This window comes from Thiobacillus thiophilus, from assembly GCF_055378705.1.
In genome coordinates, this window is the sequence record NZ_AP042404.1 from 84,736 (window position 1) to 108,778 (window position 24,043).

The 24,043-nt window shown below is 61.5% G+C and carries 23 protein-coding genes; 21 read left to right on the top strand and 2 right to left on the bottom strand.

What is annotated here, in order from left to right; translation table 11 throughout:
* Positions 1 to 54 precede the first annotated feature (54 nt).
* The 4 genes from ACZ41T_RS00410 to ACZ41T_RS00425 all read left to right on the top strand — a co-directional run bounded on the left by ACZ41T_RS00410 (position 55) and on the right by ACZ41T_RS00425 (position 8,426).
* Positions 55 to 3,252: an EAL domain-containing protein gene (locus tag ACZ41T_RS00410; RefSeq protein ID WP_464924008.1), complete on the top strand. Its 3,198-nt coding sequence runs from the start codon at positions 55 to 57 to the stop codon at positions 3,250 to 3,252.
* Between the two features lie 115 nt (positions 3,253 to 3,367).
* Positions 3,368 to 6,301, top strand: a complete 2,934-nt coding sequence (locus ACZ41T_RS00415; protein WP_464922567.1) for a PAS domain S-box protein — start codon at positions 3,368 to 3,370, stop codon at positions 6,299 to 6,301.
* 76 nt (positions 6,302 to 6,377) lie between these two features.
* Complete coding sequence (locus tag ACZ41T_RS00420; protein WP_464922568.1) at positions 6,378 to 6,683, top strand: STAS domain-containing protein; 306 nt, start codon at positions 6,378 to 6,380, stop codon at positions 6,681 to 6,683.
* A gap of 12 nt (positions 6,684 to 6,695) precedes the next feature.
* Positions 6,696 to 8,426, top strand: coding sequence for an ATP-binding SpoIIE family protein phosphatase (locus ACZ41T_RS00425; RefSeq protein ID WP_464922569.1), 1,731 nt, complete (start codon positions 6,696 to 6,698; stop codon positions 8,424 to 8,426).
* A 170-nt stretch (positions 8,427 to 8,596) separates the two neighbouring features.
* On the opposite strand, the gene ACZ41T_RS00430 is transcribed toward ACZ41T_RS00425, so the two are convergent.
* Complete coding sequence (locus ACZ41T_RS00430) at positions 8,597 to 9,403, bottom strand: inositol monophosphatase family protein (protein ID WP_464922570.1); 807 nt, start codon at positions 9,401 to 9,403, stop codon at positions 8,597 to 8,599.
* A gap of 45 nt (positions 9,404 to 9,448) precedes the next feature.
* On the opposite strand from ACZ41T_RS00430, the gene ACZ41T_RS00435 reads away from it, so the two are divergent.
* The 11 genes from ACZ41T_RS00435 (at position 9,449) to iscX (ending at position 16,781) form a co-directional block, all read left to right on the top strand.
* The gene (locus tag ACZ41T_RS00435; protein WP_464922571.1) at positions 9,449 to 10,216 is read left to right on the top strand and encodes an RNA methyltransferase; all 768 of its coding nucleotides are present in this window, start codon (positions 9,449 to 9,451) and stop codon (positions 10,214 to 10,216) included.
* A 35-nt stretch (positions 10,217 to 10,251) separates the two neighbouring features.
* Complete coding sequence (gene cysE, locus ACZ41T_RS00440; protein ID WP_464922572.1) at positions 10,252 to 11,010, top strand: serine O-acetyltransferase; 759 nt, start codon at positions 10,252 to 10,254, stop codon at positions 11,008 to 11,010.
* A 75-nt stretch (positions 11,011 to 11,085) separates the two neighbouring features.
* On the top strand, positions 11,086 to 11,550 hold the full coding sequence (gene iscR, locus ACZ41T_RS00445; RefSeq protein ID WP_464922573.1) for a Fe-S cluster assembly transcriptional regulator IscR: 465 nt from the start codon (positions 11,086 to 11,088) through the stop codon (positions 11,548 to 11,550).
* Between the two features lie 50 nt (positions 11,551 to 11,600).
* Positions 11,601 to 12,809: an IscS subfamily cysteine desulfurase gene (locus ACZ41T_RS00450; RefSeq protein ID WP_464922574.1), complete on the top strand. Its 1,209-nt coding sequence runs from the start codon at positions 11,601 to 11,603 to the stop codon at positions 12,807 to 12,809.
* Positions 12,810 to 12,865: 56 nt separating this feature from the next.
* Positions 12,866 to 13,252 (top strand): Fe-S cluster assembly scaffold IscU, encoded by a 387-nt coding sequence (gene iscU, locus ACZ41T_RS00455; RefSeq protein WP_464922575.1) that lies wholly within the window; start codon positions 12,866 to 12,868, stop codon positions 13,250 to 13,252.
* A gap of 3 nt (positions 13,253 to 13,255) precedes the next feature.
* Positions 13,256 to 13,579, top strand: coding sequence for an iron-sulfur cluster assembly protein IscA (gene iscA, locus ACZ41T_RS00460; RefSeq protein WP_464922576.1), 324 nt, complete (start codon positions 13,256 to 13,258; stop codon positions 13,577 to 13,579).
* 87 nt (positions 13,580 to 13,666) lie between these two features.
* Positions 13,667 to 14,194 (top strand): Fe-S protein assembly co-chaperone HscB, encoded by a 528-nt coding sequence (gene hscB, locus ACZ41T_RS00465; protein WP_464922577.1) that lies wholly within the window; start codon positions 13,667 to 13,669, stop codon positions 14,192 to 14,194.
* Between the two features lies 1 nt (position 14,195).
* Entirely contained in the window at positions 14,196 to 16,058 is a 1,863-nt protein-coding gene (gene hscA, locus ACZ41T_RS00470; protein ID WP_464922578.1) for a Fe-S protein assembly chaperone HscA, read from the top strand.
* On the top strand, positions 16,058 to 16,240 hold the full coding sequence (locus ACZ41T_RS00475; RefSeq protein ID WP_464922579.1) for a hypothetical protein: 183 nt from the start codon (positions 16,058 to 16,060) through the stop codon (positions 16,238 to 16,240). Before hscA ends, ACZ41T_RS00475 begins: the two co-directional genes overlap by 1 nt.
* Before the next feature lie 6 nt (positions 16,241 to 16,246).
* Positions 16,247 to 16,585, top strand: a complete 339-nt coding sequence (gene fdx, locus ACZ41T_RS00480; RefSeq protein WP_464922580.1) for an ISC system 2Fe-2S type ferredoxin — start codon at positions 16,247 to 16,249, stop codon at positions 16,583 to 16,585.
* A 1-nt stretch (position 16,586) separates the two neighbouring features.
* Positions 16,587 to 16,781: a Fe-S cluster assembly protein IscX gene (gene iscX, locus ACZ41T_RS00485; protein ID WP_464922581.1), complete on the top strand. Its 195-nt coding sequence runs from the start codon at positions 16,587 to 16,589 to the stop codon at positions 16,779 to 16,781.
* Between the two features lie 129 nt (positions 16,782 to 16,910).
* Here iscX and ACZ41T_RS00490 read toward each other — a convergent pair whose 3' ends face one another.
* Positions 16,911 to 17,141, bottom strand: a complete 231-nt coding sequence (locus ACZ41T_RS00490; protein ID WP_464922582.1) for a hypothetical protein — start codon at positions 17,139 to 17,141, stop codon at positions 16,911 to 16,913.
* Positions 17,142 to 17,326: 185 nt separating this feature from the next.
* Here ACZ41T_RS00490 and ACZ41T_RS00495 point away from each other — a divergent pair, with 185 nt between their 5' ends.
* From ACZ41T_RS00495 to ACZ41T_RS00520, 6 genes are all read left to right on the top strand, one after another.
* A complete protein-coding gene (locus tag ACZ41T_RS00495; protein ID WP_464922583.1) occupies positions 17,327 to 18,097 on the top strand; it encodes an EscU/YscU/HrcU family type III secretion system export apparatus switch protein in 771 nt (256 codons plus the stop codon).
* Positions 18,094 to 20,169: a flagellar biosynthesis protein FlhA gene (flhA, locus tag ACZ41T_RS00500; protein ID WP_464922584.1), complete on the top strand. Its 2,076-nt coding sequence runs from the start codon at positions 18,094 to 18,096 to the stop codon at positions 20,167 to 20,169. The genes ACZ41T_RS00495 and flhA overlap by 4 nt, the downstream gene beginning before the upstream one ends.
* Complete coding sequence (gene flhF, locus ACZ41T_RS00505; protein ID WP_464922585.1) at positions 20,166 to 21,302, top strand: flagellar biosynthesis protein FlhF; 1,137 nt, start codon at positions 20,166 to 20,168, stop codon at positions 21,300 to 21,302. Before flhA ends, flhF begins: the two co-directional genes overlap by 4 nt.
* On the top strand, positions 21,292 to 21,981 hold the full coding sequence (locus ACZ41T_RS00510) for a hypothetical protein (RefSeq protein ID WP_464922586.1): 690 nt from the start codon (positions 21,292 to 21,294) through the stop codon (positions 21,979 to 21,981). The genes flhF and ACZ41T_RS00510 overlap by 11 nt, the downstream gene beginning before the upstream one ends.
* Positions 21,971 to 22,693 (top strand): RNA polymerase sigma factor FliA, encoded by a 723-nt coding sequence (locus tag ACZ41T_RS00515; protein ID WP_464922587.1) that lies wholly within the window; start codon positions 21,971 to 21,973, stop codon positions 22,691 to 22,693. The genes ACZ41T_RS00510 and ACZ41T_RS00515 overlap by 11 nt, the downstream gene beginning before the upstream one ends.
* Before the next feature lie 80 nt (positions 22,694 to 22,773).
* A complete protein-coding gene (locus ACZ41T_RS00520; protein WP_464922588.1) occupies positions 22,774 to 24,018 on the top strand; it encodes a malic enzyme-like NAD(P)-binding protein in 1,245 nt (414 codons plus the stop codon).
* Positions 24,019 to 24,043 lie beyond the last annotated feature (25 nt).

Sequence of the window (24,043 nt, forward strand, 5' to 3'; positions counted from 1 at the left end):
GGCTACCTCGCCTTTCATAACATGGTGGAAATCCTGGCCGTGGTGGTGGCGGGCATGATCTTCGGCATTGGCTGGCATACGGCGAAAGCGCACGGGCCGACATTTCTCACGTTGCTGTCGGTGGCGTTTCTTGCAGTGGGTCTGCTGGATGTCGCGCATTTGCTGTCGTATGCGGGCATGCCGGATTTCGTTACGCCGTCGGGTGCGGAAAAAGCCATCAATTTCTGGCTTGCCGCGCGCATCACCGCGGCAGTTGCCTTGCTGGCGGCGGTAATCATGCCCCGGATATCGATGAATTCCGGCTTGCGCCACGCGGCGCTCGTCGCGGCGCTGGCTTGGGTCGCGGCAGTGTATTGGATCGTGATATACCGGGCAGAATGGCTTCCGGCCACCTTTGTCCCGGCGCAAGGGCTGACGCCGTTCAAGATCGGTGTCGAGTATTTCGTTATCGGACTGCACGCGGCGGCGGCGCTCGTTATATTTTCCAGGCATCGAACGGCAGGCAACGACGTTGCGCCCTACCTGTTTGCAGCGGTCAGCATCATGGCCTTGAGCGAGCTGAATTTCACGCTCTACAGCCAGGTAAACGATGGATTCAGTTTCCTCGGGCACGTCTACAAAGTCGTGGCTTATGGTTTTCTCTATCGCGCCGTGTTCGTGGTGGCTGTGCAGCAGCCCTATCGCGAACTGGCCGCTTCGGAGAAGAACTCGCGAAAAAGCGAGCAACGCTTCCGCACGATTTTAGACGCAGCACCGAATGCCCTGTTCCTGCTCGATGCAGAAGGATGCATCGTGATGGTGAATTCGGCCGCGGAAACGATGCTGGGCTATCGCCATGACGAGATGATCGGCCAGCCGATGGAAATGCTGTTTCCGGAAAATATGCATACCATTTATGCGGAGCAGCGTGAGCGTTATGCCGTTCCCGTACCGGAACCGTTGGCTGTTCAGTTGGACATGGTCGCCCGGCACAAGGATGGCGAGGGCATTCCAGTCGCGATCAGCCTGTCTCGGATCGAGCTGGACGATAAACGTGAAATATTTGTCGTGATGCGTGACACGACCACGACCAAGGAAATGGAAAACCTGCTGCGTCGCCATTCGCAGGAATTTCAGGCACTGGTGGACAACGCGCCGGACGTGATCGCGCGTTTCGACCGCAACCTGCGTTACCTCTACGCCAATCCAGCGAACGAGTTGGCCACCGGGGTGGAACAGGGTGAATGTCTGGGCAAGACCTGGGGTGAACTGGGACTGCCGCAGGAAGCAGCCGAGCCTTGGCAGCGCAGTGCGCATGAGGTATTCGAACACGGTGAGGCGGTGACCATCGAATGCGATATTGAAATACCGCAGCTGGGTTTGCGCCATTTTCATGTGCGCATGGTGCCCGAGCGGGATATGGACAACCGGGTTGTTTCCGTGCTGGTGATCGCGCGTGATATCTCGGAGCGTAAACATCAAGAGGATCAATTGTTTCATCAGGCCCGCCACGATGTGCTGACGGGCCTGCCAAACCGCGCGCTCATTCTGGACCGTCTCCAGCAGGCGATTTCCCACGCACAGCGAGGCCAGCGATTGCTCGCGGTTGCGTATCTGGATCTGGATCATTTCAAGGACATCAACGACACCCTGGGGCATGCCGCGGGAGATGAACTGCTGTGCCAGGCCACGGCGCGGATCAATGGGGCGTTGCGGCAGGGCGATACCGTGGGTCGTCAGAGTGGCGATGAGTTCATTCTGCTGCTGCCGGATATCGTGCACATCGAGGATGTGGCGATCGTGGCCGAAAAGGTTCTGGGTACGCTGGTACAGCCGTTTCTGTTGAATGGTCACCAAGTGTATATGACGGGCAGTCTTGGCCTGTCAATCTGCCCATTAGATGGCGAGGATGCCGAATCCCTGCTGCGTAATGCCGATATCGCCATGTACCGCGCCAAGGAGGAAGGGCGAAACACCTTCCGTTTCTACGTGTCGGAGATGGATACGCGGATGCGCGCCCGGGTCGAGATCGAGCACGATCTTCGCATGGCTATCAAACACGGGGAGTTGGTGCTGCACTATCAGCCGCGCGTCAGCCTGATTTCCGGAGTGGTGCTGGGCTTTGAGGCGCTGGTCCGCTGGAATCACCCGCGCGAGGGATTGATTGGCCCGGATCGATTTATCGGCGTGGCTGAGGATACCGGCCTCATCATGCCGCTTGGTGACTGGGTGCTGGAAGCGGCTTGCCGGCAAGCGCGACAGTGGCAGGACATGGGACTTCCCGAGGTGCGCATGTCGATGAATCTTTCTGCACGACAATTTCGCGATCCGGGCCTGGTGGGCCGTGTGGAGCAGGTGCTCGCGGAAACAGGGTTCGATCCGTCATTCCTGGAACTGGAAATCACCGAGAGCACCGTGATGCATGACAGCGAAGTGGCGATCGGCACGCTGCGTGCGCTCAAGAAACTGGGCGTTACGCTGTCGGTGGACGATTTCGGCACGGGCTATTCCTCGCTGTCCTATCTCAAACTGTTCCCGATCGATGTGCTCAAGATTGATCGCTCCTTCGTGCGTGACCTGACAACGGATTCGGACGATGCCGCCATCGTGCGCGCAATCGTCTCCCTGTCGCACAGCCTGGGTTTGGTGGTGGTGGCCGAAGGGGTGGAAGAGGTCGCACAGGCCGCTTTTCTGCACAATGTGAAGTGCGACGAGCTGCAGGGGTATTACTTCAGCCGCCCCCTTCCCGAGGAAGCCGCCGAACGCCTGCTGCACAGCAACCGTCGCCTGGATATAGACGAACTTGAAATCGAACGGCAGGCGCCTACCTTGCTGATCGTCGATAGTGAACCCGATATACGCAATGCCCTCGCACGCACTCTGCGCGGGAAAGGCTGGCGCATTCTCAATGCGGGCGACGCGGATGAAGCATTGGGCATGTTGACCACGCATGGCGCACAGGTGGTCCTGTGTGAACATCACATGCCCGGCATAACCGGCACCGCATTTCTGGGCCGAATCAAGCAGATGTTTCCGGAAACGGTAGGCATCGTTTATTCCGGCATGGGTAATGTGGAAGCGATGGCCGAGGCCGTCGAGCAGGGAGCCGCATACAAGGCGCTGCATAAGCCATGGGACGATGATGCACTGCCCGACACGATTCGGGAGGCATTCGGCGTTTATGCACAGGATGCCGAAATTCGCGGCGAGATACCCATATGCGGTGGCAAGCTGACATGCCACGACCTGCGGTGCGGGAGGCGGCTGCAATGAACGCCAGAATGCGTGATGTTGGGCTTGCACTGAGCAAGGTGTTCGCATCTGCCAAGGTGGCGCGCGGCACCATTTTTCGGGCCTCGTCACCCGCCGACAGGCCATTGAGGACAGCATGAAACGCGTATTCGAAAGCCTGCGTTCCCGGCTGATCGCATTGATATTGGTCGCAATGCTGCCCATGCTGACGATCGCCTGGTTCATCGGCGCGCAGCTGTACCACCATGCCGTCGACGATGCTTACCGAGAGACCAAAATCTTGGTGCAGGGCATTTCACTGCAGCAGGAAGAGCATATCAACACGGCGCGGGAGCTACTGTTTTCCTTGTCGGCCAGCCCGTTAATCATCGAGCGCAGGCAAGAGGCTTGTTCGGTTTTCAAGGATGCGCTTGCAAAGCACGCAATTTTCGCCAATGTCGGCATGACCGATGTCGAGGGGAATGCCATCTGTATGGGGGCCCCAAAAACACACGAGGGCAGTTTCAGCGACCGGCTGTGGTTCCGCCAGATCCGCCAGGGGCATGATGAAATTGTGGTGGGCGACTATCACCTGGGCGTCCTGATAAAAGAGCCCGTGGTGATCGTTGCCAAACCTGTTAAAGGCAGACATGGCGAGCATCTGGCCTATCTGTTCGTGTCGGTGGATCTTTCCTGGTTCGATCGGAACAACCTCGGTAACAAATTACCCAAGGGTGCCGAGGTGATTTTTTATGATCATAACGGCGTCATTCTTCACAGCGAACCAGAGCCGGAAATCTGGCGCGGCAAACCTATTGGCGCGGCGATTCGACGGATCGGCGCACCGGATCCGGCGACTGGCGTCACAGAGGCGTATGCGATGGATGGCATCTCGCGTCTGTTTTCCTTTGCCAAGCTGGAAAGCAGTTCGGCCAGTGAAAATGCGTTTGTTGCCGTCGGCATTCCCACCGACACCGCGTTGGCGCAGGTGCGCCGCACCGGGGGATTGGCCGTGCTGGTTGTCCTGGGCGTGTTCGGCGGAATGCTGCTGTTCGCCTGGGTCGGAACCGGGCGCCTGGTGATTGCGCCGGTGCGCGCCCTGATCTATCAGGCGAATGCGCATGCGGCGGGGGATCTGGCGCAACGCAGCGGGGTGGCTGATGGCACCGAATTGAGTGAACTTGCGCACGCACTGGACGGGATGGCGGTGAAGTTGGCCGCGCACGAACATGAGCTGAGGCTGCACCTGCATGCGTTCAATGCGCACGCCATCGTGAGCGCTGCGGATACGGCAGGCAATATCGTTTATGCAAACGACAAGTTCTGTGAAATCAGCCAGTACGCGCGGGAAGAGGTCATCGGAAAAACGCACCAACTGATCAACTCCGGCTTTCATCCTCCCGAGTTTTTCTCCACGCTGTGGGGAACGATTTCCCAGGGGGAAATCTGGCACGGCAACATCCGCAACCGGCGCAAGGACGGGAGCTATTACTGGGTGGCCTCGACCATCGTGCCTTTCGTTGACGATAACGGACAGCTGGAACGTTACTTTTCGATTCGGACCGACATTACCCGTGCGCTGGCGATCGATGAGGCGCTTCAGAAAAGCGAGGAGCGTTTTCGGCTGCTGGCCAAGAATGCGCTGGACGTGATTTCGCTGCACGATCCTGATGGCCGGTATTCCTATGTCAGCCCATCCTGCGAGCGCGTGCTGGGCTATGCACCGGCCGATCTGACCGGGCATGACGGCTACGAGCTGGTGCATCCGGACGATGTCGAACGGGTGCGAGGCATGCTGCATCAGCCAGCACTGCTCGGCGAGCCGGGGGAGTGTGGATATGTCCGGGTGCGGCACCGGAATGGCGGATACATCTGGGTGGATGCCACCGCTGCGCCAACCCGGGACGAAGCCGGGAACATTGTGAGCATTCAGGTTTCCGTTCGCGACGTAACGGGCCGCAAGGCAGCGGAGGATACGTTGCGCCTGCATGACCGGGCGATTGCCGCGAGCGGAAGCGGTATCGTGATTTTCCGGCGCGGCGACCTCGGAATCGAGTATGCCAATGCGGCGTATTCGGACATAGTCGAATTGCCGGAAGCGGACCTGCCCGGCCAGCGCTGGCCGGCATTGGCGGAAGCTGCGGGAAGCCTTGGCGCATGGCAGTTCCTGCGCGACGCGGTGATTTCGGGTGAAGAGATGCATGCCGTGGTGGAGGGCTTGTCGCGTCATGGCCGCAACGTGTGGTGCGATGTGTTTGTCTCGCCGGTGCGCAGCGAGGGGCGTGCGATAACGCATTTTGTGGCGGCGATCAGCGATGTGACCGATCAGGTGATCATGGAGGCGGTGCTGATGCGCGCCAAGGAGGCCGCAGAGCAGGCCAGTCAGGCTAAATCGAAATTCCTTTCCCATGTCGGCCATGAACTGCGGACACCGCTCAATTCCATCGTCGGGTTCGCCCAGTTGCTGGAGTCCGACCCGTACGCCCCGCTGAATGAGGAACAGCATGAACGCATCGAACACATTCTGCGTTCTGGCTGGGAGTTGCGCGAACTGATCGACGATGTGCTGGACCTGTCCCGTATCGAAGCTGGCCGGCTGGAACTGAAGCCGGAGGATGTCAATGTGTTTGACCTGGTGCGCGAATGCCTGGAGATGATCGCCGCGCAGGCCACCGAAAAAGGCCTGGAGGTCGTCAATCTGAGCGGCGAATGTGCCCAGCAAATGGCGCGTGTCGATGTGAAGCGCTTCAAACAGGTGATGCTCAATTTACTGAGTAACGCGGTGAAGTACAACCGGGAAGGCGGCCGCGTGACGGTGTCCTGCCACGTGTCGGACGACGGTGTTATGCACATGGCCGTCAGCGATACCGGTATCGGCATTCCTCCGGAGAAGCGCGATGAATTGTTCCAGTATTTCAGCCGTCTGGGCGCAGAAAACTCCGGTATTCCAGGTATTGGCGTGGGATTGGCGCTGTGCCGGCATCTGGTGGATTTGATGGGCGGCAATATCACTGTGGAAAGCGTTCCAGGACAGGGGAGCCGCTTCGAGATCGAGCTTCCTGGTACATGCTGCGTGCCGGAAACGGTTTGAGGCGGGTGCCGAATGAGATGCATGAATCATACAGACCCGAATACCCGATTGATTGATTTTTAAAAGGAGCTGGACCATGAATATAGATACCCAGAAGGAAGGCAGTACAGCCCGCTTGTTGCTGAACGGACGTTTCGATTTCAACAGCCATGTAGTGTTTAACCAGAGCACCGATTCCCTGCTGAAAGACGCAGGTGTCGACGAACTGGAACTGGATTTCGACCAGGTGAAATATATCGACAGTTCCGCCATGGGCATGCTGCTGCTGCTTAAGGAGCGGGCAAAAGGCGCTTCGAAATCCATCACGCTGCTGAATTGCAAGGGATCAGTGGCCCAGGTTTTCGAGTTGTCGAATTTCCGCCGCCTGTTCACCATCAAGTAAATGGATCGAAGGATGAGTCAGTCTGGCATGACGGTTATGGTGGTGGATGACATCGCCAACAACATTGCGATCGCCAGCCAGGTGGTTAAAAGAATGGGGCATCGTTTTATCGAGGCGCGCTCGGGAGAGGAGGCGCTGGAGAAATTTCTTGCCGAGACGCCGGACATGATCCTGATGGATGTGATGATGCCTGGGATAGGCGGCCTGGAAGCGACGCGGCGCATCCGGCAGGCTGCAGGGTCGCACTGGCTGCCGATTTTGATGGTGACCGCGCTCACGCGCGAGGATGAAATTCTTGAAGGGCTGCAAGCGGGGGCGGACGACTATTTGACCAAACCGCTGTCTTTGCCGGTGTTTCAGGCCAAAATTCAGGTGTTTGCGCGGATCGCCGAACTACAGCAGGAACTCTCCCGACGCACGGCAGAACTTTCCGCCTACTACCGCCAGGCGGAAGATGAACGGCGCCTTGGGGCTCGGTTGATGGCGTACATGGTCAACCGCGAAGGACTCGATGACCCCAACTTGCGCTACCGTGTGACCCCCGCATGGCATTTCAGCGGCGATCTGATTGCCGCTGCACGAACGCCCGGAAAATGCCAGCATATCCTGCTAAGCGACGGCATGGGGCATGGTTTGCCTGCAGCGATGGCCTCGCTGCCTCAGTTCGATACCTTTTACGCCATGACCGAGCTGGGCTATGGCATCGGGCGCATTGTGGAGGTGATGAACAGCCGCATGCATACCATGATGCCGCAGGGGCGTTATGCCGCCCTGACACTCGTTTCGATCAATCCTGCGATGGGGGCGATCGAAGTCTGGAACGGCGGCAACCCCTATCCCCGCCTGGTCGATGCCAACGGGAAAATCGTCAAGCACTGGAAATCCAGGCATGTGCCGCTTGGCATTTTGCCGCCGGAAGAGTTCTCTGCGGAACTTGAGGTGTATTCCTACGAAGGGGAATGCCAGCTGTTCCTGTGGTCGGATGGCTTGACCGAGGCTGAAAATGCCGAAGGCGAGCAGTTTGGCGCTGAGCGCGCTTGCGCAACGCTGGAATCGACCGGGCCGGAGCATCGTTTCGAGACGCTTATAGAGGCGCTTGATGCGCATCGGGTGGGTACGCTGGTGGATGACATTACCGTGCTCATGGCGGCAGTTCCGGCGCCGGGTACGATGGTGCAACCGGTTGCTCCTGTGACGGATTCGGAACATGGCAGCAATGGTTTGCGCATGTCGTTTCATTTCGAGGCGCAGGACCTGAGATATCTGGATGTGGTGCCGGCATTGTCCGGCGTGATCGAGCGGATCGCGGCAACGAAAGAACATGCCGGTCAGGTTTTTCTTATTCTGTCTGAACTGGTTTCCAATGCGCTGGACCACGGACTGCTGCGGATAGGTTCTTCGCTTAAAACAAACAGCGATGGTTTCGCCACCTACGCCGCTCATCGCCAGAGTGCACTGGAGGAACTGCAGGAGGGGTTTGTCGACATTGATATCGAAATCCTGCGGCGTGATAACCGGAAGATGGTAAAAATCAACGTGCGTGACAGTGGCCCTGGATTTGATTGGGCAGCCCGGTCACAGACGTCCCCGTCCAGGCTGTATGGGCGCGGTATTGAGCTGGTACGGCGATTGAGCCTGGAAATGCAGTACATCGGTGCCGGCAATGAGGTCGTCGTGTATTACGAGCTGAGTCCTGTCAATCAGTTTGTTGGCAGCAACCAGAGTCATTCGCTTATGCATTAATTGAATTGACCCACCTGTGTAAATGATGGCGGGTTCAGTTTGGCGTTGGTGATAGGTTGATCGCCAGCGGGTGGATTCTGGATTGGGCATGCATCAGGCAGGCCGACCCGTCGTTTCGGGTCGCCCCGTCTTCCAGTTCATCCACCATTCGCTTGTGGTGGCCTGCAAAATCAGACCTTCAGTTCGGGCGGCAGATGGGGGGCGATGACCTGCAGCATCTGCGCGAAGATTTTCGGGGTGGCGGCGACGATGTTGCCGGATTCCAGAAAGCCTTCGTCGCCCATGAAATTGCCGACCAGCGCGCCGGATTCCTGCGCGATCAGGCTGCCGGCGGCGAGGTCCCAGGGTTGCAGGTGCATTTCCCAGAAACCGTCATAGCGGCCGCACGCCACGTAGCATAGGTCGAGCGCGGCGGAACCGGGGCGGCGCAGGCCGGAGGTGGCGAGCATCATGTCGCGGAACATGTTGAGGTAGGCATCGGCGAAACTGAAATCGCGGAAGGGGAAGCCGGTGCCGATCAGGCATTCGCTCAACTTGGCGCGCTTGCTGGCGCGGATGCGGCGGTCGTTGAGCATGGCGCCGCGGCCGCGGCTGGCGGTGAAGAGCTCGTTGCGCGCGGGGTCGTAGACGACGGCCTGGGTAATCTGGCCCTTGTGCTTTAGCGCGATCGAGATCGAATACTGCTGCAGGCCGTGCAGGAAATTGGTGGTGCCGTCGAGCGGATCGATGATCCACTGGTAGTCTTCACCATTTTTGGCTTCGGCCGCGCCAGACTCCTCTGCTAAAATCCCATGGTTTGGGTAGGCGCCGAGCAGGATTTCGATGATGGTGCGTTCGGCGTTTTGGTCGACTTCGCTGACGTAATCGCGGTCCTGTTTGCTCCTTACGGTGAGTTGGTCGAGGTCGAGCGAGGCGCGATTGATAATCCGCCCCGCTTCGCGAGCGGCTTTCACCGCTGTGTTGAGCATGGGATGCATGATGTCTGGCAATAGATTCAAAGAACGAGCTCAGCATTTTACTTGATGGCACAGTCAGACCCGAAACTTCTCGCCAATATTCGTATTGTGCTGGCGCGCACCAGCCACCCCGGCAATATCGGCGCGGCGGCGCGGGCGATGAAGACGATGGGGCTGTCGCAGCTTTATCTGGTGAACCCGGCTGTATTCCCCAACAGTCAGGCCGATGCGATGGCCGCGAGCGCGGGCGACCTGCTGGCGCAGGCACAGGTCTGCGCCACGCTGGCCGAGGCGCTGGCCGGCACCACGCTGGCACTGGGCGTGTCGGCGCGCCGGCGCGATATCGTGGCCGATGTGCTGACGCCGCCCGAAGCGGCCATTCGTCTGTTGACCGAAGCGCAGGCCGGCCCGGTGGCGCTGGTGTTCGGCAACGAAACCAGCGGGATGTCGAACGAGGAGCTGGGCCTGTGTCAGGGGTTGGTGACGATTGCCGCCAACCCGGACTACACCTCGCTCAATCTGGCGGCGGCAGTGCAGGTGCTGGGCTACGAGATCCGCCAGGCCTGGCTGGGCACAGCGAGCTGGCCGCAGCCCGAAATGGACGCGGCGACCGGAGACGAACTGGAGCGGTTCTACGGCCACCTGGAAGCCACGCTGGCCGAGCTGGAATTTCTCAATCCCGGCTCACCCAGCAAGCTGATGCTGAAACTGCGGCGGCTGTTTGCGCGCACCCGGCTGGCGAAGGAGGAAGTGAATATCCTGCGCGGAATTCTGACCGCGGCGCAGGGTGCGCAGCGGGCTGCGGTCAAGGCACGGAACCACGATGACGAATAGTTGACTAAATAACTCGGAAATAGCATCCTCAACGCATGAACCTGTACAGCCAACTCAAGGAAGACATCGCCGTCGTGTTCGACCGTGACCCGGCGGCGCGCACGACGTTTGAGGTCATCACTACGTATCCCGGCTTTCATGCGATGGTCATCCACCGTCTGGCGAACAAGCTGTGGCGCATGGAATGGAGGTGGCTGGCGCGCTTTACCTCGCACATCGGGCGCTGGCTCACCGGTATCGAAATTCACCCCGGCGCCACCATTGGCCGCCGCGTTTTCATCGACCATGGCATGGGCGTGGTGGTGGGCGAAACCGCCGAGATCGGCGACGACTGCACCCTCTATCACGGCGTGACGCTCGGCGGCACCTCCTGGAACAAGGGCAAGCGCCATCCCACCCTGATGCCAGGCGTGGTGGTGGGGGCGGGCGCCAAGATTCTCGGCCCGATCACCATCGGCGCCAATGCCCGCGTCGGCTCCAACGCCGTCGTAGTGAGGGATGTTCCGGACAATGCGACGGCAGTGGGTATCCCGGCGCGCATCCTCGATAGCGTGACCGAAATACAGCGCAACCAGCAGGCGGAAAAGCTCGGGTTTTCGGCCTATGCCATTTCGGCCGACATGAACGACCCGGTGGTGAAAGCGATCCACGGCCTGGTCGATCATTCGGCCCACATCGACCACCGGTTGGAGCTGATTCTGGCGCAGTTGCAGAAACTCGGCGTGGAAATGCCTGTGGGACAGGATCAACCCGATGATTTCGATCCGAACTATTTGAACAAAATAGTTGACTAAATTGCTAAGGTAAGGAATAGTTGACTAAATTGCTCGGGAATTTTATAGTTCGGGCGAAATTCAGGAGAACACGTCATGAGATTGACCACCAAAGGCCGCTTCGCCGTCACTGCCATGCTCGATCTGGCGTTGCGTGGCGGCAAGAATCCGGTGACGCTGGCTGGCATCAGCGAGCGCCAGGATATATCCCTGTCGTATCTGGAGCAGCTTTTCAGCCGTTTGCGCCGCCACGAACTGGTCGAAAGCGTACGCGGCCCCGGCGGCGGCTATTATCTCGCCCGGCCGCTTGGCGACGTCAGCGTGGCTGACATCATACGCGCAGTGGACGAACCCATCGATTCGACCCAGTGTGGCGGCAAGGAAAACTGCCTGGACGAGCACCGCTGCATGACCCACGACCTGTGGGTTGGCCTGAATGCGCACATATTTGATTATCTCGATAATGTGACACTGGCGACCCTGGTGGCCAAGCAGGAAGGATGCAAGGAAAAGGTGCTGCAGGATCGCCGCGCCTTGAAGGTGACGCCGCTGGCGGCCTGATCCCGGACCAGGCAATCCCAGATTCAGCTATTGAGGTTAAGGGCAACACGATGAAAACACTGTATTTCGATTATTCCGCCACCACCCCGGTCGATCCCCGCGTGGCGGCCTTGATGATTCCGTATCTGACCGAGCATTTCGGCAATCCCGCTTCGCGCTCCCACCCGTTTGGCTGGGAAGCGGAAAAGGCGGTGGAAGAGGCGCGTGCTCAAGTGGCCGCGCTGGTCGGCGCCGACCCGAAGGAAATCGTATTCACCTCCGGCGCCACCGAATCGAACAACCTCGCCATCAAGGGCGCGGGGCATTTCTACTCGGCCACCAAGGGCAAGCACATCATTACCGTGCGCACCGAACACAAGGCCGTGCTCGATACCGTGCGCGAGATGGAGCGCCAGGGCTTCGAGGCGACTTACCTGAACGTCAAGGAAAATGGCCTGCTCGATATGGACGTACTGCGCGCGGCCATCCGTCCCGACACCGTGCTGGTCTCGGTGATGGCGGTCAACAACGAAATCGGCGTGATTCAGGACCTCGACGCCATTGGCAGGATCTGTCGCGAGAAGGGCGTGATTTTCCACGTCGACGCCGCGCAGGCGACCGGCAAGATGCCGATCGACCTGAAGACGCTGCCGGTCGATCTGATGTCGTTCTCGGCACACAAGACCTACGGCCCCAAGGGCATCGGCGCGCTCTACGTGCGACGCAAGCCGCGCATTCGCCTGGAAGCGCAGATGCACGGCGGCGGCCACGAGCGCGGCATGCGTTCGGGCACGCTGGCGACCCACCAGATCGTCGGCATGGGCGAAGCCTTCCGCATCGCGAAGGAAGAAATGGCGACCGAGAACGAGCGTGTCCGCATGCTGCGCGATCGCCTCTATAGCGGCCTCAAGGACATCGAGGAAGTGCACCTGAACGGTGACCTGGAGCAGCGCGTGCCGCACAACCTCAACGTCAGCTTCAACTTCGTCGAGGGCGAATCGCTGATTATGGCGATCAAGGATCTGGCGGTGTCGAGCGGTTCGGCCTGCACCTCGGCCAGCCTGGAACCGTCCTACGTGCTGCGCGCACTGGGCCGCAGCGACGAACTGGCGCACAGCTCGATCCGCTTCTCCATCGGCCGCTTCACCACCGAAGAAGAAGTCGATTACGCAATTAAATTGCTGCACGAAAAGATCGGCAAACTGCGCGAACTTTCCCCGCTGTGGGAAATGTTCAAGGAAGGCGTCGATCTGGATTCCGTGCAGTGGGCTGCACACTGATTTTTTAGGGGCTGGATCCTGGATCCTGACCTTCCGCGATTGAAAGGAGCACCAAAATGGCATACAGCGATAAAGTACTCGACCATTACGAAAACCCCCGCAACGTCGGTTCCTTCACCAAGGAAGACGACGCTGTCGGCACCGGTATGGTCGGCGCGCCCGCCTGCGGCGACGTGATGAAGCTACAGATCAGGGTCGGCAAGGATGGCCTGATCGAAGACGCCAAGTTCAAGACCTACGGCTGCGGCTCGGCGATTGCATCAAGCTCGCTGGTGACCGAATGGGTCAAGGGCAAGACCCTCGACCAGGCGATGGAAATCAAGAACACCGCGATTGCAGAAGAGCTCGCGCTGCCGCCGGTGAAGATCCATTGCTCGATCCTGGCCGAAGATGCAATCAAGGCCGCGGTCGCCGATTACAAACAGAAAAAGGGTATGGAGTAAGTCATGGCTGTGACCTTGTCCGAGCGCGCGGCGCAACACGTTACCAATTACCTGTCCAAACGCGGCAAGGGTGTCGGCGTCCGTCTCGGCGTGCGCACCACCGGCTGCTCCGGCATGGCCTACAAGCTGGAGTTCGCCGATGAGGTGCCCGAAGGCGACGAGGTGTTCACCAGCCACGGTGTGACCGTATTTGTCGACCCGAAAAGCCTGACCTACCTCGACGGCACCGAGCTCGACTATACCCGCGAAGGCCTGAACGAAGGCTTCAAGTTCATTAACCCGAACGTGAAGAACGAGTGCGGCTGCGGCGAGTCGTTCAACGTTTGATTGCGGTGAGAGGTGAGGCGATAGGTGTGAGGCGTTCAACAACGCTCGCCTTACGCCTTACGCCTCACGCCTCACGCCTTACCCTTAATGGACTTCTCCCAAACCCACTTCGAACTCTTCGATCTGCCGCAATCGTATGCGCTGGATCGGGACAAGCTTGACGCGGCCTACCGCGATCTGCAGAACACGGTGCATCCGGACCGTTTCGCCGCGCAGCCGGAGGCCGAGCAGCGGGTGGCGATGCAGTGGGCAACGCAGGTGAACGAGGCGTATCGGACGCTCAGGCATGCGGTGAATCGTGGTGTGTATCTGCTGAAGTTGCAGGGCATCGACGCATTCGATGCCAGCAACACCCGGATGGCACCGGTCTTCCTGATGCAGCAGATGGAGTGGCGCGAGGCGATCGAGGACGCGCGTGCGGGCAAGCATATGGCGGTGCTGGATTCGTTGGCGGACGACCTGCGTGCTGCGCATCGCCGCATCGAGGCGCAACTGGCCGAGCTGATCGACACGGTGCACGATTATGAAGCGGCAAGCGAAGCCGTGCGCCAGCTGCGATTCATGGACAAACTCATCGCCGAAATCGGCGACGTCTACGAAGAACTGGAAAGTTAAGATGGCTCTGCTGCAAATCGCCGAACCCGGCATGTCCGCCGCCCCGCACCAGCACCGGCTGGCGGTCGGGATCGATCTTGGTACGACCAATTCGCTGGTGGCCACGGTGCGCTCCGGCCTTGCCGTGGTGCTGGACGACGAATCCGCGCATTCTCTGCTGCCTTCGGTGGTGCGTTACCACGCCAACGGCAACGTCGATGTGGGCTACGCTGCGAAATCGGCGCAAAACAACGATCCCCACAACACCATCGCATCGGTCAAGCGCTTCATGGGGCGCGGAATTGCCGACATCAAGGATATCGCCAGTCTGCCGTACCGCTTCGTCGATGCGTCCGGCATGGTGCAGCTGAAAACTGCCGCCGGCGTGAAAAGCCCGGTCGAGGTCTCGGCCGAAATCATCCGGGTGCTGCGCCGGCGCGCCGAGGCCGCGATGGGCGGCGAACTCGTCGGTGCGGTGATCACGGTGCCGGCGTATTTCGACGACGCCCAGCGTCAGGCCACCAAGGACGCCGCGCAACTCGCAGGCCTGAACGTGCTGCGCCTGCTGAATGAGCCGACTGCGGCAGCGATCGCCTATGGCCTCGACAATGCGTCGGAAGGCGTCTACGCGGTCTATGACCTCGGCGGTGGCACCTTCGATATTTCCATTCTCAAGCTGTCCAAAGGTGTTTTCGAAGTGCTCGCCACACACGGCGACTCGGCGCTCGGCGGCGACGATTTCGACCAGCGCATCTTCTGCTGGATGGTCGAGCAGGGCCGTTTTGCGCCGCTATCGGCGGGCGACATGCGGCTGTTGCTGACCAAGGCGCGCGACGCCAAGGAAGCGCTGACCGAACACACCGAAGTGCGCGTCACCGCGGTGCTGTCGACCGGCGAAATGATGGACGCGACGCTGACGCAAGCCGGATTCAATGCCATGACCGCCGGCCTCGTCAACAAGACGCTGGCGCCCACACGCAAGGCGCTGCGCGATTCCGGGCTTGCCGTGGACGAGGTCAAGGGCGTGGTGATGGTTGGCGGCTCCACCCGCATGCCGTGCATTCGTCAGGCTGTGGCCGACTTCTTCCGACAGACGCCACTGACCAATCTCGACCCCGACAAGGTGGTCGTGCTCGGCGCGGCGATGCAGGCCGACGTGCTGGCGGGCAACCGCGCCGGCGACGACTGGCTCTTGCTCGACGTCATTCCGCTGTCGCTGGGCCTGGAAACCATGGGCGGGCTGACCGAGAAGGTCATCCCGCGCAACACCACCATTCCCACCGCGCGCGCACAGGAATTCACCACCTTCAAGGACGGCCAGACCGCGATGAGCGTGCATGTGCTGCAGGGCGAGCGCGAACTGGCGTCGGACTGCCGCTCGCTGGCGCGCTTCGAGTTGCGCGGCATCCCGCCGATGGTGGCCGGCGCGGCGCGCATCCGTGTCACCTTCCAGGTCGACGCCGATGGCCTCCTGTCGGTGTCGGCGCGCGAGCAGAGCAGCGGCGTGGAAGCCAGCGTGCAGGTCAAGCCATCGTACGGCCTCGACGACGAGGATATCACCCGCATGTTGAAGGATGCCTTCACCCACGCCAAAGGCGACATGTTTGCGCGTGCACTGAACGAGCAGATCGTCGACGCGCAGGGCCTGCTTGCAGCCACCCGCGCGGCGCTGGCGGCAGACCCCGTGCTGCTCGATGAAGCCGAAACCGCGGCGATCGAAGCCAGCATCGCCGCTCTTGAAAAGCTGATGGGCAGCACCGATCATCTGGCCATCAAGCGCGGTATCGAGGCCCTCAATGCAGCCACCACCGACTTCGCCCAGCGCCGCATGGACCAGAACGTGCGCCGCGCAATGGCCGGGCAGAAACTGGAAACCTTTGGCTGATGCCCCGCACCCTATTGAATGCCGATTTCATCGAATTCCTGCGGGCGCGGCTCGAAGCCCTTCCGGTCTGCGTGGCCGAAGCCGGGGTCGATGTCCGGCAGATTTTCCGGGACGGTGTGTGTAAACGCTCCCCGGCCGACAGCCCAAAGTGGCCTGACCGTATCCAATTCAGCCTTATTTAAAAAGACATGCCACAACTCATCGTATTGCCTCACGTCGAACTCTGTCCCGAAGGCGCCGTCATCGACGCCAAACCCGGCGAGACCATTTGCGATACCCTGCTCGCCAATGGCGTCGAGATCGAGCACGCCTGCGAAAAGTCCTGCGCCTGCACCACCTGCCACGTCATCGTGCGCGAAGGCTTCAATTCGCTGGAAGCGTCCACTGAAGAAGAGGATGATCTGCTCGACAAGGCTTGGGGGCTGGAACCGCAGTCGCGGCTATCGTGCCAGGCGCGCGTGGTCGACAGCGACCTGGTGATCGAAATCCCCAAGTACACCATCAACATGGTCAAGGAAGGTCATTGAAATGAAGTGGACGGATACCCTCGATATTGCGATCGAACTCGCCGAAGCGCACCCCGAAATCGATCCGCGCACTATCCGCTTCACCGACCTGCATCGCTGGGTGATGGAACTGCCAGAATTCGAGGATGACGCCGAACATTCCGGCGAGAAAATCCTTGAAGCGATCCAGATGGCGTGGATCGACGAAGTCAGCTAATTCAGCGGGCGCGCCGTGCGCCGGATTCAGGGAAATCGGGCTGACCTATATCCGGTATCCGGGCGGCTCAACGCCTGTCTGCATGCTGGGAGCCGAGACACGAGTAACCGCGCAGCGTGCAAGTCGGGATTAAGTCGCGCCCCCGCCATCATAGAAACCCTGACTGGAGCGTTCGAGTTCCTGCTCATAGGTGAAGTGCTGCTCGTCCGCCTTTAGCGCAACGAGGGCCGGACTGTCGGATCCACTGTGAGACAACAAAGCCTCAATGACCGCGTTGACGTCGCTAATGGGTGGCACTATAAGCATTTGCAACCGGTCGAAAACTTCCTGATCGATCGTGATTTGGACTTGGTCTGTCATATTAGACTCCTGAATGAAATAGCGATTTTCATTGTAGTTCAAATACTCTGCCGTTCACTTCAGGCCGGATCTCGCAATAGTTATTGCCCAGGAAAGCGGCGAAATATGGATCGGTCAGGCGGATTTGCAGCCGATTTCCTTCAAGTCCGACAGGCTGCTAGACTGCTCCAAAATTCGAGACACGCATGGCCGAGGAGACTGATCTTTCCCGTACCGAACCGGCAAGTCCGCGGCGCCTGCAACAGGTGCGCAGCGCGGGCGATGTGCCGCGTTCCGCCGAACTCACCGCATGGGTGATGTTGCTGACGGCGCTGGGCGTGCTGGCCTGGCAGGCGCCGCGCCTGCTGGATGCCTTGCAGGTTCTGACCGTGACGGCGTTCACTCATGCGGCACAGCCGCTTTCCCCGGTTTTCCTTGAAGCGGCACAGTCCGCGCTGTGGGCGGTGCTGCCTGTGCTGGTTGCCATTTTTGTCGCTGCGCTGGTGGCGCCGATGCTACTTTCGGGCTGGGTGTATGCGCCCCAGGTGATCCAGGCCGACCTGACACGTGCCCATCCTTTCAAGCCCTTTACGCGGCTGTTTTCAGCCGATTCCCTGTTCGATGGGACGCTGGCGCTATTGAAGCTGGCGCTCGCCGCCGCTGCAGTGGGGTGGGCGCTGACCAGCGGCTGGCCGGGGCTGCAAGACCTGACCGGCAGCGTGACGAGCGTGGCGCTGGGCGAGACGGCCGGCTGGATCGGGCGTGGCGTGCTGGCGCTGGCCGCGGCGCTGACGCTGGCGGCGGCGCTGGACGCGGGCTGGCGCTGGTGGCGCTATCTGCGCCGCCATGCGATGACCTGGCAGGAGGTGCTGGCCGAGGCGCGCGAAGCCGAGGGCAACCCGGAAATGCGTGCACGGATGCACGGTCGCCAGCAGCAGGCGGGGCAGGGCCGGCATGTTGACGAGGTGATCGGATGAGCGCGCAGGGCGTGATGGTGATGGGCATGCCGGTGAACCGGCTGGCGGTGCCGCTGCTGGTGCTGCTGATCCTGGCGATGATGATATTGCCCTTGCCCACATTTATGCTCGACGTGCTATTCACGCTCAACATCGCGCTGGCGATGATCGTGATGCTGGTGAGCCTGAACGCGCGGCGCCCGCTGGATTTCTCGGTGTTCCCCACGGTGCTGCTGCTGACGACGCTGTTGCGCCTGTCGCTCAACGTCGCGTCCACCCGCATCATCCTGATGCAGGGCCACACCGGACCGGACGCGGCGGGCAAGGTGATCGAGTCCTTCGGCAATTTCCTGGTCGGCGGCAACTACGTCGTCGGCTTCGTGGTGTTCCTGATTCTGGTCATCATCAACTTTGTCGTCATTACCAAGGGCGCCGGGCGCATCGCCGAGGTGGCGGCGCGTTTCACCCTGGACTCGATGCCGGGCAAACAGCTGGCGGTGGATGCCGACCTCAACGCGGGCTTCATCAACGAAAACGAAGCGCGCACACGGCGCCACGAGATTGGCCGCGAAGCCGACTTCTACGGCGCGATGGACGGCGCTTCCAAGTTCGTGCGCGGCGATGCCATTGCCGGCATCGTCATCCTGCTGGTCAACCTGATCGGCGGCGTTCTGGTCGGGCTGTTCCAGCACAACCTGGGGTTGACCGAGGCGCTCGGGTACTACGCGCTGCTGACGGTGGGCGACGGCCTGGTGACGCAGATTCCGGCGCTGATCGTTTCAACCGCGGCGGGCATCGTGGTCAGCCGCGCGTCGAGCGAGCAGGACCTGTCGCGCGAGTTTTCCACCCAGATTTTCGGCCGGCCGCAGACGCTGTATGTCGCCGCCGCGGTGCTGGGCGCGCTGGGGCTGATCCCGGGGACGCCGCACCTGGCGTTTCTCGTCATCGCAGCGGTGCTGGGCGGGCTGGGATTGTGGTTGATGCTGCGTCAGCACACGGCCCTTGGTATCGAGCCGCTGGCGCTGATCGAAGAGGACATCGCGCCGGCCGATGTCACCTGGGACGATATTCCGCCGGTCGACGTGCTGGCGCTCGAAGTCGGTTACCGGCTGATCCCGCTGGTCGACCGCAACCAGGGCGGAGCGGCGCTGACGAAGATCACCGAGGCGCGCCGCCGCTTTGCCACCGACATGGGGCTGGTGGTGCCGCTCATTCGCGTGCGCGACAACCTCGACCTCAAGCCCAGCAGTTATCGCATCACCCTCAAGGGCGTCGACGTCGCACACGGCGAGCTGCCGACCGGCCAGGTGCTGGCGGTCGACATGGGCGACGTGCTGGGGCAGCTCGACGGCACGCCGGGGGTGGACCCGCTGACCGGGCTGGCCGGTGTCTGGATCGATGCCGGGCGGGTCGAGGAAGCCGAATTGCGAGGTTTCGTGGTGCTGGAGCCCGCCGAACTGATTGCGCGCCAGGTCGAGGCCGTGTTCCGCCAGCACGCGCCGGAACTGCTGGGGCGCAGCGAAGTGCAGCAACTGCTCGGCACGCTGGCGCGCAGCCATCCCGGGCTGGTCGAGGACGTGACGCCGCGCCATCTACCGCTGACCAGCGTGCAGGCGGTGCTGCAGCAGCTGATCGCGGAAAACGTCTCGATCCGCGACACCCGCACCCTGTTCGAAACCCTGGCCGCGCGCGCGCCGAAAAGCCAGGCGATCGACGATCTGGTGGAAACCGTGCGCGCGGCGCTGGGGCGCAGTATCGTCGACCGCCTGTTCGAAGGCAGCAACACGCTGCAGGTGATCGGGCTGGCGGCCGCCAGCGAAACCCGTTTACTGAACGAGATGGGTGACGAGGGCGAGGCCCTGCTATCGCCCGCCACGCTGGATGCCCTGAACGACGCCGCCGAGCGCGCGCTGGCCGAGCAGGAAGGCGCAGGCTACCCACCGGTGCTGCTGATCTCGCCCGGCCTGCGCGCCATGCTGGCGCGGCTGCTGCGACGCAACCTGCCGCGGCTTGCGGTGATTGCCTACGCCGAGGTGCCAGCCGATAAAATAGTGCAGATGAGCACGGAACTGCGCATAGAGGAGGGCTCATGAGCGTGCAGGTATTTGTCGCGGCGAACGCGCGCGAAGGCCTGGCGCGCGTTCGCCGCGAGCTGGGCGACGAAGCCGTGGTGCTTTCCACGCGGCCGCACCCACAGGGCGTCGAACTGCTGGCCAGCGCCTACGGCGAACTGGCGGTGCCGGCCGTCGGCGAGAGGCCCGATACGGCCGGCAGCTCGCGCATCCTGAACGAGCTGTCGCGCCTGCGCGGCATGCTGCAAAACCAGCTGGCGGGCTTTGCCTGGGGCGCGGCGCGGCGGCGCGACCCGGCGCGGGTGGCGCTGATGCAGACGCTGTTCGCCGCCGGCTTCGGCAGCGCGCTTGCCCGTACCCTGGCGGCGCGCCTGCCGCGCGGGCTCGACACCGACGCCGCCCGGCGCTGGCTGCGCCAGGTGCTGATCCGCAACCTGCCGGTGCTGCCACCTGAAGCCGACCTGCTGGTGCGGGGCGGCCGCTACGCACTGGTCGGCTCGACCGGCTCGGGCAAGACCACCACGTTGGCCAAGCTCGCCGCACGCGGTGTGGACGCGCATGGCGCCGCGCAGGTGGCGCTGGTGGCCGCCGATGCCTACCGCATCGGCGCAGCGGCGCAATTGACGGTATATGCCGATCTGCTGGGCGTAGCGCTGCATGTGGCTGAAGACCAGGCCAGGCTGGCGCAGCTGTTGCCTGGGCTCGCCACCAAGAAACTGGTGCTGATCGACACCGCAGGGTTTGCGCCGGCCGATCCGCGCAGCCGCGAGGGGCGGACGCTCGATGCCCTGGGTGTGCGCCGTTTGCTGGCCATTTCCGCCAGCCAGCAGGGGGCGGCGATCGAACAGGCGATGACGTATTTTGGCCAGGGCGCGGCCGCCTGCATTCTCACCAAACTCGACGAAACCCCGCAGCCGGGCGCGGCGCTCGACAGCCTGATCCGTCATCGCCTGCCCCTGGCGTATATCAGCGGCGGCCAGCGCGTGCCGGAGGACCTTCACGTGCCCAGCGCCGCCTACCTCATCGACCGCGCGTTGAAGGGGGGGCAGCTCGCCACCCCGTATGCGCTGGAGGCAGAAGACTGGCCGCTGTTTGCCGGCGTCGAGGCCGAACGCGCCGAGCGCCGCACCCTGAAGGGCATGGATGGCGCCTGACCAGGCCGCCGGGCTCAGGCGGCGGCGCGCCCAGCAGTCGCCGCCTTGCATCCACTGTTTTTTCGACGCCGCCGGATCCGTCGTCCGGCTGGCGCAGGCGCTACACCGGCGCGGCGTGTCTTCACTGCTGATCGATGCCCGTGGGCGGGTATTTTCCGATTCCCCGACCCGCAGCCTGTTCGACTGCAGGCAACAGCTCGAGCGAGGCCAGCTGCATAGACTGCCCATGCCGTTTGGCGATGGCTGGTATGCGCCGGGGATACGGGGAGACGAACCGGCATTGAAGGCTATTGTGCGGGGCTACGATTGCGTTGTATTCGATGCGCGTCCTGACGCGCCGGACTGGATACCGCTGCCGGGTACGGCCCAGGCCGTCGTCCTGGAAGTGAACCCCACGAACGCATCGAGCGTGCAGGGCTACACCCTGCTCAAAACGCTGGCTCACTCGGGCATGTCATTCAGCATTGGCCTGCTAGGGGACGCCGCCGCCTGCGATCATCTGCAGGTGGCGTGCAAAAAATTTCTCGATCCCGCGTTCAACCGGGCCGTTTACAGCGTCGCTCGCGAGGATGATGCATTCGCCGCACTTGCCGTTAGAATGGCGAACGAGGAGACGCGCCTGACGGCACGTTATAAAAGAGAAAACACTGAAAGTATGGCCTTGAAACATGGCGGCTAAATCAACACAGCAAGCAACGTCGCAAGACGAACAAATCGCCAAATATGCGCCGCTGGTCAAGCGCATTGCGTATCACATGATGGCGCGCCTGCCTGCCAGCGTCGAAGTCGACGATCTCATCCAGGTGGGCCTGATTGGCCTGATGGATGCGGTATCCCGCTTCGACGGCAACCAGGGTGCCCAGTTCGAATCCTATGCCACCCAGCGTATCCGCGGCTCCATGCTCGACGAACTGCGCGAGGCCGACTGGCTGCCGCGCCATGTGCGGCAGAAATCGCGGCAGATCGAATCCGCCATCTGCCGGCTGCAACAGCGCAACGGCAAGTCGCCGACCGAGCAGGAAATATCGGCTGAACTTGGCGTCCCGATCGATCAGTATCAATCCATGCTGGGTGACGTGAGATGCTCGCAGCTGCTGTATTACGAAGACTTCTCCGACGAGGACAGCGCCAGCTTCCTGGAGCGCTATCTGGTCAGCGGCAGCAATGATCCGCTTGCCGTGCTGGAAGACGAAGGCTTCCGCGACAGCCTGATCGCTGCGATCCACCATCTGCCCGAGCGCGAACGCAGCATGATGGGCATGTACTACGAACAGGATATGAACCTGAAGGAAATCGGCGCGGTGCTCGGCGTGTCCGAATCGCGCGTGTGCCAGCTGCATTCGCAGGCGGTTGCGCGCCTGCGGGTCCAGCTCAAGATCTGGAAGGACTGAGGCAGCAGGCCCCATGCGGGGCCAAGCGTGGATAAATCCGCGATAATGGCGGCTTGTTTATCCAACCCGTATCTGCCGCCATGAGCCAAGCCCCCCTCACAAAAACCTCAGCCAGAAAAAAAGCCCTCGATTACCACCGCCTGCCCAAGCCCGGCAAGATCTCGGTCGAATCGTCCAAGCCCTGTTCCACGCAAGAGGATCTGTCCCTGGCCTACACGCCGGGGGTCGCCCAACCGGTGCTGGAAATCGCGAAAAATCCCGAGAAGGCCTACGACTACACCAACAAGGGCAACCTGGTCGCGGTGATCACCGACGGTACCGCGATCCTGGGGCTGGGCAACCGCGGTCCGCTCGCCGCCAAGCCGGTGATGGAAGGCAAGGCCGTGCTGTTCAAGCACTTCGCCGGCATCGACGTCTACGACATCGAGGTCAACGCCAAAACGCCGCAGGATTTCATCAAGGTGGTGGAGGCGATCGCGCCGACCTTTGGCGGCATCAACCTCGAAGACATCGCCGCGCCGCACTGCTTCGAGATCGAGGTGGCGCTGAAGAAGACACTCGACATCCCGGTGTTCCACGACGACCAGCACGGCACCGCCACCATCATCTGCGCCGGCTTGATCAACGCCCTGCACGTGCAGGGCAAGACGCTGGAGACCGCGAAGATCGTCTGCCTCGGCGCCGGGGCTGCCGGCATTGCATCGATGAAGCTGCTGCTGGCGATGGGCGTGAAGAAATCCAGCATCACTCTGGTCGACTCCAAAGGCGTGGTGCACAAGGAACGCACCGATCTCAACAGCTTCAAGAAGGGCTTCGCGCGCAAGACCGCATTGCGCACGCTGGCCGATGCGATGAATGGCGCGGATGTATTCGTCGGCGTGTCGGACGCCAATCTGGTGAGCCCGGCGATGGTAAAAAGCATGGCCGACCGCCCGGTGGTCTTCGCGCTGGCCAACCCCAACCCGGAAATCCTGCCGGAAAAGGCCCGTGCCGCGCGCAGCGACCTCATCATGGCGACCGGGCGCTCGGATTATCCAAACCAGGTCAACAACGTACTGGGCTTTCCGTTCATCTTTCGCGGTGCGCTCGACGCCCGTGCCAAAGAGATCACCCAGGACATGCTGATCGCAGCCGTTCATGCGCTGGCGGAACTCGCGCGCGAGCGGGTGCCGGCATCGGTGCTGAAGGCCTACAAGCTGAAGAAGCTGAAATTCGGCCCGGACTACATCCTGCCCAAGCCGTTCGACCCGCGCTTGGCCGAGCGGGTGCCGCAGGCAGTGGCGAAGGCGGCGAAGAAGGGGATGGCGGCAGCCAAGCGCCGTTAAACCGGGAAAACAAAAAACCCGAATT

Coding starts and splice junctions, on each gene's coding strand:
- iscU (WP_464922575.1), top strand. CDS start 12,866: ATGGCATACAGCGATAAAGTACTCGACCATTACGAAAACCCCCGCAAC.
- ACZ41T_RS00490 (WP_464922582.1), bottom strand. CDS start 17,141: ATGACAGACCAAGTCCAAATCACGATCGATCAGGAAGTTTTCGACCGG.
- ACZ41T_RS00425 (WP_464922569.1), top strand. CDS start 6,696: ATGAGTCAGTCTGGCATGACGGTTATGGTGGTGGATGACATCGCCAAC.
- ACZ41T_RS00420 (WP_464922568.1), top strand. CDS start 6,378: ATGAATATAGATACCCAGAAGGAAGGCAGTACAGCCCGCTTGTTGCTG.
- ACZ41T_RS00430 (WP_464922570.1), bottom strand. CDS start 9,403: ATGCATCCCATGCTCAACACAGCGGTGAAAGCCGCTCGCGAAGCGGGG.
- hscA (WP_464922578.1), top strand. CDS start 14,196: ATGGCTCTGCTGCAAATCGCCGAACCCGGCATGTCCGCCGCCCCGCAC.
- ACZ41T_RS00475 (WP_464922579.1), top strand. CDS start 16,058: ATGCCCCGCACCCTATTGAATGCCGATTTCATCGAATTCCTGCGGGCG.
- ACZ41T_RS00410 (WP_464924008.1), top strand. CDS start 55: ATGATCTTCGGCATTGGCTGGCATACGGCGAAAGCGCACGGGCCGACA.
- hscB (WP_464922577.1), top strand. CDS start 13,667: ATGGACTTCTCCCAAACCCACTTCGAACTCTTCGATCTGCCGCAATCG.
- cysE (WP_464922572.1), top strand. CDS start 10,252: ATGAACCTGTACAGCCAACTCAAGGAAGACATCGCCGTCGTGTTCGAC.
- ACZ41T_RS00520 (WP_464922588.1), top strand. CDS start 22,774: ATGAGCCAAGCCCCCCTCACAAAAACCTCAGCCAGAAAAAAAGCCCTC.
- ACZ41T_RS00450 (WP_464922574.1), top strand. CDS start 11,601: ATGAAAACACTGTATTTCGATTATTCCGCCACCACCCCGGTCGATCCC.
- iscX (WP_464922581.1), top strand. CDS start 16,587: ATGAAGTGGACGGATACCCTCGATATTGCGATCGAACTCGCCGAAGCG.
- iscR (WP_464922573.1), top strand. CDS start 11,086: ATGAGATTGACCACCAAAGGCCGCTTCGCCGTCACTGCCATGCTCGAT.
- ACZ41T_RS00515 (WP_464922587.1), top strand. CDS start 21,971: ATGGCGGCTAAATCAACACAGCAAGCAACGTCGCAAGACGAACAAATC.
- fdx (WP_464922580.1), top strand. CDS start 16,247: ATGCCACAACTCATCGTATTGCCTCACGTCGAACTCTGTCCCGAAGGC.
- ACZ41T_RS00415 (WP_464922567.1), top strand. CDS start 3,368: ATGAAACGCGTATTCGAAAGCCTGCGTTCCCGGCTGATCGCATTGATA.
- ACZ41T_RS00495 (WP_464922583.1), top strand. CDS start 17,327: ATGGCCGAGGAGACTGATCTTTCCCGTACCGAACCGGCAAGTCCGCGG.
- ACZ41T_RS00510 (WP_464922586.1), top strand. CDS start 21,292: ATGGCGCCTGACCAGGCCGCCGGGCTCAGGCGGCGGCGCGCCCAGCAG.
- iscA (WP_464922576.1), top strand. CDS start 13,256: ATGGCTGTGACCTTGTCCGAGCGCGCGGCGCAACACGTTACCAATTAC.
- flhA (WP_464922584.1), top strand. CDS start 18,094: ATGAGCGCGCAGGGCGTGATGGTGATGGGCATGCCGGTGAACCGGCTG.
- flhF (WP_464922585.1), top strand. CDS start 20,166: ATGAGCGTGCAGGTATTTGTCGCGGCGAACGCGCGCGAAGGCCTGGCG.
- ACZ41T_RS00435 (WP_464922571.1), top strand. CDS start 9,449: ATGGCACAGTCAGACCCGAAACTTCTCGCCAATATTCGTATTGTGCTG.